This is a genomic window from Pelomicrobium sp. P1, assembly GCF_052805615.1.
The window spans coordinates 411,903-419,210 of sequence record NZ_JBRBEM010000001.1; the positions used below are offsets into that span (position 1 = coordinate 411,903).

7 protein-coding genes are annotated in these 7,308 nt (G+C 68.7%); 5 read left to right on the forward strand and 2 right to left on the reverse strand.

Annotated elements, in window-relative coordinates; translation table 11 throughout:
- Positions 1–18 precede the first annotated feature (18 nt).
- Positions 19–999: an alpha-ketoacid dehydrogenase subunit beta gene (locus ACUVYZ_RS02045; protein WP_439932764.1), complete on the reverse strand. Its 981-nt coding sequence runs from the start codon at positions 997–999 to the stop codon at positions 19–21.
- Complete coding sequence (gene pdhA, locus ACUVYZ_RS02050; RefSeq protein WP_439932765.1) at positions 992–2,092, reverse strand: pyruvate dehydrogenase (acetyl-transferring) E1 component subunit alpha; 1,101 nt, start codon at positions 2,090–2,092, stop codon at positions 992–994. Before pdhA ends, ACUVYZ_RS02045 begins: the two co-directional genes overlap by 8 nt.
- 219 nt (positions 2,093–2,311) lie before the next feature.
- On the opposite strand from pdhA, the gene hppD reads away from it, so the two are divergent.
- From hppD to ACUVYZ_RS02075, 5 genes are all read left to right on the forward strand, one after another.
- Positions 2,312–3,355: a 4-hydroxyphenylpyruvate dioxygenase gene (gene hppD / locus ACUVYZ_RS02055; protein ID WP_439932766.1), complete on the forward strand. Its 1,044-nt coding sequence runs from the start codon at positions 2,312–2,314 to the stop codon at positions 3,353–3,355.
- Between the two features lie 12 nt (positions 3,356–3,367).
- A complete protein-coding gene (locus ACUVYZ_RS02060; RefSeq protein WP_439932767.1) occupies positions 3,368–4,495 on the forward strand; it encodes a homogentisate 1,2-dioxygenase in 1,128 nt (375 codons plus the stop codon).
- Entirely contained in the window at positions 4,492–5,490 is a 999-nt protein-coding gene (locus ACUVYZ_RS02065) for a fumarylacetoacetate hydrolase family protein (RefSeq protein WP_439932768.1), read from the forward strand. The genes ACUVYZ_RS02060 and ACUVYZ_RS02065 overlap by 4 nt, the downstream gene beginning before the upstream one ends.
- 18 nt (positions 5,491–5,508) lie before the next feature.
- Positions 5,509–6,183 (forward strand): maleylacetoacetate isomerase, encoded by a 675-nt coding sequence (gene maiA / locus ACUVYZ_RS02070; protein WP_439932790.1) that lies wholly within the window; start codon positions 5,509–5,511, stop codon positions 6,181–6,183.
- 64 nt (positions 6,184–6,247) lie between these two features.
- Entirely contained in the window at positions 6,248–7,159 is a 912-nt protein-coding gene (locus ACUVYZ_RS02075) for a hypothetical protein (protein ID WP_439932769.1), read from the forward strand.
- The last annotated feature ends 149 nt before the right edge of the window (positions 7,160–7,308 follow it).

Sequence of the window (7,308 nt, forward strand, 5' to 3'; positions counted from 1 at the left end):
GCGGTTCAACCTTTCGCGTTACGCGAATTTGAGCGTCTTGCGCACGGCGGCGACGATGCGCTCCACGTTGGGCATGTACTGGTACTCGAGCCGGGCGAGGGGTACCACCACGTCGTAGCCCGTGACCCGCTCCACCGGGGCGAGGAGGCTGAGAAGGCCACGCTCGGCGAGGCCCGCCACGATCTCGGCGCCGAAACCTCCGGTGCGCGCTGCCTCGTGGACGATGACGCAGCGGCCGGTGCGGGCGACCGACGTCAGGATGGTGCTCAGATCCAGGGGCTTGAGGGTGGCCACATCGATCACCTCGCAGGAGATCCCTTCCGCCGCCAGGGTGTCGGCGGCCGCCAGGGTCTCGTGCACCGTAGCGCCCCAGGAGACCAGGGTCACGTCGCTGCCTTCCCTCAGGGTGAAGCACACGTCCAGGGGGAGAGCCTCCCCGTTGTCCGCCACCTCCTGGCGGAACAGGCGGTAGAGGCGGGTGGGCTCAAGGAAGATGACCGGATCGGGGTCGCGGATCGCGGCGAGGAGCAGCCCGTAGGCCCGCTGGGGAGACGAAGGAATGACCACCCGCAGCCCGGGTACGTGGACGAAGAAAGCCTCCACGCTCTCCGAGTGGTGCTCCGGCGCATGGATGCCGGCGCCGCACGGGGAGCGCAGCACCATGGGGCAGGAGAGGCGTCCCCGGGTGCGATGGCGCATGCGGCTGGCATGGTTGACGATGTGGTCCAGGGCCGGGTAGATGAAGCCGGTGAACTGGATCTCTGCTACAGGCTTGAGGCCCTGGGCCGCCATGCCCACCGAGATCCCGGCGATGGCGGTTTCCGCCAAGGGCGTGTCCAGCACCCGCTCGGCGCCGAAGCGCGCGAGCAGCCCCACGGTGGCGCGGAACACGCCGCCGTTCACCCCCACGTCCTCCCCCAGCACGATGACCGCGGGGTCCCGGGCCATCTCCCAGGCGAGGGCCATGTTGATGGCTTCCACCATGGTGACTTCAGCCATCCCTGCCCTCCTCGGAAGGGGCGGTCCGCGGCGCGAAGGCGAGGGCGATGGCGCGCTGCTCTTCCAGCGCGGCGGGCAGCGCCGCGTAGAGGCAGTCGAACATCTGTTCCGGCCCCGGCGGCCGGATCGCCAGGAACTCGTCCACCGCCGCCTGCACTCGACGGGCGCATTCCTTTTCCAGCGCCTCTTCCTGCTCCCGGTCCCAGGCGCCGCAGCGGGCGAGGTAAGCCCGCAGCCGGGACAGGGGCTCCTCCGCCCAGCGGGCCTTCACCGCTTCCGCGTCCCGGTAGCGGCTGGCGTCGTCGGCGGTGGTGTGATCCCCAAGCCGGTAGGTGAGGGCCTCGATCAGGGTGGGGCCGCCGCCGGCGCGGGCCTTGGCCAGGGCCTCACCCACGGCGTGGCGCACCGCGATCACGTCGTTGCCGTCCACCTGCTCGCCCGGGATGCCGGCGGCGACGGCCTTCTGGGCCAGGGTTTCGGCGGCGGTCTGGCGGGCGCGGGGCACCGAGATGGCCCACTGGTTGTTGTTGATCACGAACACCGCGGGCAGCCGCCACACGCCGGCGATGTTGAGGGCCTCGTAGAAATCGCCCTTGGAGGTGGCGCCGTCGCCGAACACGGCCACCGCCACCCGGGGCTCGCGCCGGTACTGGAAGGCGTAGGCCACCCCCGCAGCGTGGCACACCTGGCTGGCGATGGGGACGCAGATGGGAAAGTCGTGGGGCGGGCCGGAGAAGTCCATCCCGCGCTCGTCCCCGCTCCAGTAGAGGAGGATTTCGGTCATGGTGACGCCGCGGAGAAACTGGGCGCCGTATTCCCGGTACGCGGGGAGCAGCGCGTCCTCGGGGCGCATGGCGCTGCCCACGCCCACGCTTACCGCCTCCTGCCCCAGAGAAGAGGCGAAGGTGCCCAGGCGCCCGGTGCGCTGCAGGGCGATGGCTTTGGCGTCGAAGGCGCGGGTGAGGGCCATCGTCCGGTACAGGGGGATCAGGTTCCGGGGATCGGCGGCGAAGGGGGGAAGGGGCTGCACCACGCGGCCCGCAGGGTCCAGAAAGCGCCGGAATTGGACTTGGAACGTGGCGACGACGCTCAAGCGCTACCTCCTCAGCATGAGGGAGACGAAAAACGCGGATCTCTTGCCGTTAGACGCCTTTTTGCTCCGCTGGTTGGCTATCACAGGCAACGCCCGCGGTGCGGTTTCACCCAGCCGAATCCTAGCATACGTCCTTCCCGCGTCGGGACGAACGAACGGGGGAGGGAAAAGTCAAACGAAAAGAAAACCATTGGCTTCGTCTGGCGCGAAAGGGGCACGATGACCGGGGAACAGCCCAATCCCGTGGGTACCGACGGTTTCGAGTTCGTCGAGTACACCGCCCCCGATACCCGCAGCCTCGCCGAGCTGTTCGAGCGCATGGGATTCTCGCCCGTCGCCCGCCACCGCTCCAAGGACGTGGTGCTGTACCGCCAGGGCGACATCAATTTCATCCTCAATCACGAGCCCCACAGCTTCGCCCAGGCCTTCGCCCGGGTCCACGGACCGTCCGTGTGCGCCTTCGGCATCCGCGTGCGGGATGCTCAGGCCGCCTTCCAGCGGGCGCTGGCGCTGGGCGCGAAGCCCTATTACGGTCCGGTGGGACCGGGGGAGCTCACCATCCCGGCGATCCGGGGCATCGGCGGCAGCCTCATCTACCTGGTGGACCGCTACGGCGACACCACCATCTACGACGTGGACTTCGTCCCGGTGGACGCGCCCCCAGTGCCTTCCGCGGGGCTCACTGCCGTCGACCATCTGACCCACAACGTGCACCGGGGCCGCATGGACCAGTGGGCTCGGTTCTACGAGCGGCTGTTCGGTTTCCGCGAGATCCGCTACTTCGACATCCACGGGATCGCGACGGGGCTCAAGTCCCGGGCCATGGCGAGCCCCTGCGGCAAGATCCGCATCCCCATCAACGAGTCCGCCGATGACAGGTCCCAGGTGGAGGAGTATCTTGCCGCCTATCGGGGAGAGGGGATCCAGCACATCGCCCTGGCCACCGGCGACATCTGCGCCAGCGTGGGGCGGCTGCGGGTGCGGGGCATTCGCTTCCTGGAAGTGCCAGGGGCCTACTACGACGCGCTGGACGAGCGGCTTCCCGGCCACGGGGAGGACCTGGAGCGGTTGCGGCGCGACGGCATCCTGATCGACGGCTCCCCCCAGGAAGGATGGCTGCTGCAGATCTTCACCGAAACCGTGATCGGGCCCATCTTCTTCGAGCTGATCCAGCGCAAGGGCAACGAGGGCTTCGGCGAAGGCAATTTCCGCGCCCTGTTCGAGGCGATGGAGCGGGAGCAGATCGCGCGGGGAGCGCTCTAGGGAGTCCTTCCTATGGCCAAGTGGATCACCTTTCCTCGAGTCGAGGGCGTCGCTTCCCGCCAGGCCCACGCTGATCTGCCGCCGGGCACCTACGAGCGGGAGCTGGGCCGGGAGGGGTTCTACGGGCCTTCCACCCAAATGTACCATCGCCATCCACCCACCGCCTGGAGCCGGTTCGAGGGGCCCCTGCGGCCGCGGGCTTTCGACACCAACCGGCTGGAACGGGGGAGCGCCTCTCCCTGGGACGCAACCTTGCTGCTGGCGAACCCCCATCTGCAACTGCGGCTGTGGCGGGCCGAAGGCGTCATGGATCACCTGGTGCGCAACGCCGACGGGGACGAGCTCGCCTTCGTCCATGAAGGCGCCGGGGACCTCTTCTGCGACTACGGCCGTCTGGCGTTTCGGGACGGGGACTACATCCTCCTTCCCCGAGGCACCCTGTGGCGCATCGAGGCGAGCGGCCCGGTGGTGCTGCTCCTCCTGGAAGCGACCAACGAGAGCTACCGGCTGCCGGAAAAGGGCATCGCCGGCGAGCACGCAGTGTTCGACCCGGCGGCGCTCGACGTGCCGGCCATGGACGAGGCCTTCCGCGCCCAGCAGGGGGAGACCGAGTGGCGCGTGGTCATCAAGCGGCGGGGAGCCCTCTCCACCCAGACCTTCCCCTTCAACCCCCTGGACGCAGTGGGCTGGCACGGCACCCTGGCCCCGGTGCGCATCAACTGGCGGGACCTGCGCCCGTTGATGAGTCACCGGGCCCACCTGCCCCCCTCGGCCCACACCACCTTCGTCGCGCCCCGCTTCGTGGTGTGCACCTTCTGCCCGCGCCCGCTGGAATCGGACCCCGGGGCCCTCAAGGTGCCCTTTTTCCACAACAACGACGACTACGACGAGGTGCTCTTCTACCACCGGGGCGAGTTCTTCTCCCGGGACAATATCCGCCCCGGCATGATCACCTTACACCCCTCGGGCTTCACCCACGGGCCCCATCCCAAGGCCTTCGCCGCCGCAGCGGCCCGCAGGGAGACCAACGAGGTGGCGGTGATGGTGGATAGCCGGGACGCCCTGGACGTGACCCCCGCCGCGGAGATGATCGAGTGGCGGGAGTACGTGGACTCCTGGAAGGACTTCGCCAAGCCGTGAAGCTCGGCAGCCTCAGGTCCGGCGGGCGGGACGGGACGCTCGTCGTCGTGTCCCACGACCTAACGACGGCGGTCCCGGTGCCGGAAATCGCCCCGACCCTCCAGGCGGCCCTGGACGACTGGGAGGCCTGCTGCCCGGCCCTCGGTTCGGTCTACCGGCTGCTCAACGAGGGCTGCATGCCCGGCGCTTTCCCGCTCGATCCGGAAGCCCTGGCGGCGCCCCTGCCCCGGGCTTACCAGTGGCTGGACGGGAGCGCCTACCTCCCCCACGTGGCGCGGGTGCGGCGGGCGCGGGGCGCGGAGATGCCCCCCAACTCGGAAACGGACCCCCTCATGTACCAAGGGGGCTCGGACGGCTTCCTCGGCCCCCACGACCCCATTCTCGCCGAGTCGGAGGACTGGGGCATCGACTTCGAGGCGGAAGTGGCGGTGATTACAGACGACGTGCCCATGGGGGCCGGCCCCGCCGAAGCGGGCGAGCAGATCGTCCTGCTGGTCCTGGTGAACGATGTGTCCCTGCGCCACCTGATTCCCGCGGAGCTGGCCAAGGGGTTCGGCTTTCTCCACGGCAAGCCCGCGAGCGCCCTTTCCCCGGTGGCGGTCACCCCCGACGAGCTGGGTGCGGCTTGGGACGGCGCCCGGGTCCATCTGCCCTTGCGGGTCCAGGTCAACGGGACCCTCTTCGGCGCTCCCGAGGCGGGGGAGGACATGACATTCGACTTTCCGGCCCTCGTGGCCCATGCCGCCCGGACCCGGCGCCTGGGCGCCGGCACCCTCGTCGGCTCGGGAACGGTGTCCAACGCCGACCCTTCCCGCGGCTTCTGCTGCATCGCCGAGAAGCGGGCCCAGGAGCTGATCGAGACCGGCGCGGCCCAGACCCCTTATCTCCGGTTCGGCGACCGGGTGCGCATCGAGATGCTGGACGCGGAAGGGCGGTCCATCTTCGGGGCGATCGACCAGGAAGTACAGCCTTATCGCCGGGGACAGGGAAGTTGATAGATGGGGGACCCTGTGCTGCAGCTCTACACCTACCACCGCAGCTCCGCCGCTTACCGGGTGCGCATCGCGCTTCACCTGAAGGGACTCGAGTACCAGCCCCGGTTCGTCCATCTCGTCCGCGGCGAGCAGCACCGCCCGGAACACCGGGCCCTCAATCCCCAGGGGTTCGTGCCGGTGCTGGTGGACGGGGACCGGGTGCTCACCCAGTCCCTGGCCATCATGGAATACCTGGAGGAGCGCCACCCGCATCCGCCCCTGCTGCCGGCGGATCCCTGGGGGCGGGCCCGGGTGCGGTCCCTGGCCCAGACCATCGCCTGCGACATCCATCCGCTCAACAACCGGCGGGTGCTGGTGTACCTGGAGGCGTCCCTGGGCCTGGGGGAAGAGGCCCGGCGCCGGTGGGTCTGCCACTGGATCGCCGAAGGGCTCTCTGCCCTGGAGGCCCTGCTCTCGAAGGACGCCGCCACCGGGCCCTACTGCCATGGGGATCGGCCGACCCTGGCCGACGCCTGCCTTGTGCCCCAGCTCTATAACGCCCGGCGCTTCGGGTGCGATCTCGCGCTGTATCCCGCCCTAGGGGCCATCGCCGAGCGTTGCGAGGCGCTTCCCGCGTTCCAGGCGGCTGCCCCCGAGCGGCAGCCGGACGCTTCGCCTGGGAAGTCTCCCACCCCGGAAAGAGGAGGGCGGTAAACCAAGCCCCGGCGATGGGGGTCAAATACTTAAGGGATTTGACCCAAAGAATGGGAGGAGCGCCGTGCTCGCGGGCGAACTTCAGGATTACGCCGCACGCCGGGGACTTGCGGGGCTCACCGCGCCTTCCCTTCAGGCGATCCAGGCGGGGCGGCCCGGCTATAGCGTCGAGCGAGGCAAGGAATTCCTGAGGTTCCAGAACCGGATCAACCGGGAGCTGCTGACCCACCGGGTCATCACCCGCAACGCCTATACCGCCTGGTTCAAGCGGGGGGAGCAGAACGAGGCCCAGATCCGGGCCTTCGTCGTTCAGTTCTCCGTGTTCTCCAACCAGTTCCTGGTGGCCCAGCTCCACAAGATGATCAACGCCGACACCCTGGAGGGCATGCGGGCTTCCAAGGAGATCCTGGCCAACGAGATCGGCGTGATCTTCAACCCCCACGGCGCCCGGCGGCCGGCGGAAATCCAGGACTACGATCCCGACAAGGTGGGCACCGAGGGCACCGTCCAGGGCGGTACCTTCCGCTTCGAGGCGGGCCACTTCGAATGGCTCTACCAGATCGCCCGCAAGCTGGGGCTTCGCTTCGACGAGATCGGCAAGCGCCGCCACGGGACCGCTTCCACCCTCTTCTTCTGCGACGAGCTCATCCGGCTCTACGGGAGCGAGGACTACGCGGTTTCCCAGGTGGCGAGCTACGCGGTGGAGAACTGGGCGTCGGCGGGCTTCTGGGAGGAGCTGATCGAGGGCTTGAAACGCTACAACGAGCGCCACGGCGCCGACCTGCCCCTGGGCTTTTTCGTCTGGCACAGCCGGCTCGAAGCCCAGCACGCGCGCCACACCCAGGAGGAGCTGGAGGAATACTACTTCCAGAACCCTCTCGACGAAGACGCTTTCATCCGCTACGGCAACGAAATGCTGGACGCGGTGGCGGCCTTCTGGGACGGCCTGGACGAGCAGCGCAAGCGGCTCGCATAGAGAGAATCCGCGCCGGGCGGCGTGCATAAGTTCACAAACCTTTGGCACTCCTTCGAAGCGGGAGGAGCGCCTTGCAAGTGCATCATGTCGGGTACCGGGTCCGGGGGTTCTACCGGCTAGCCAAGCTGGGGCATCTTTGGGAGATGACC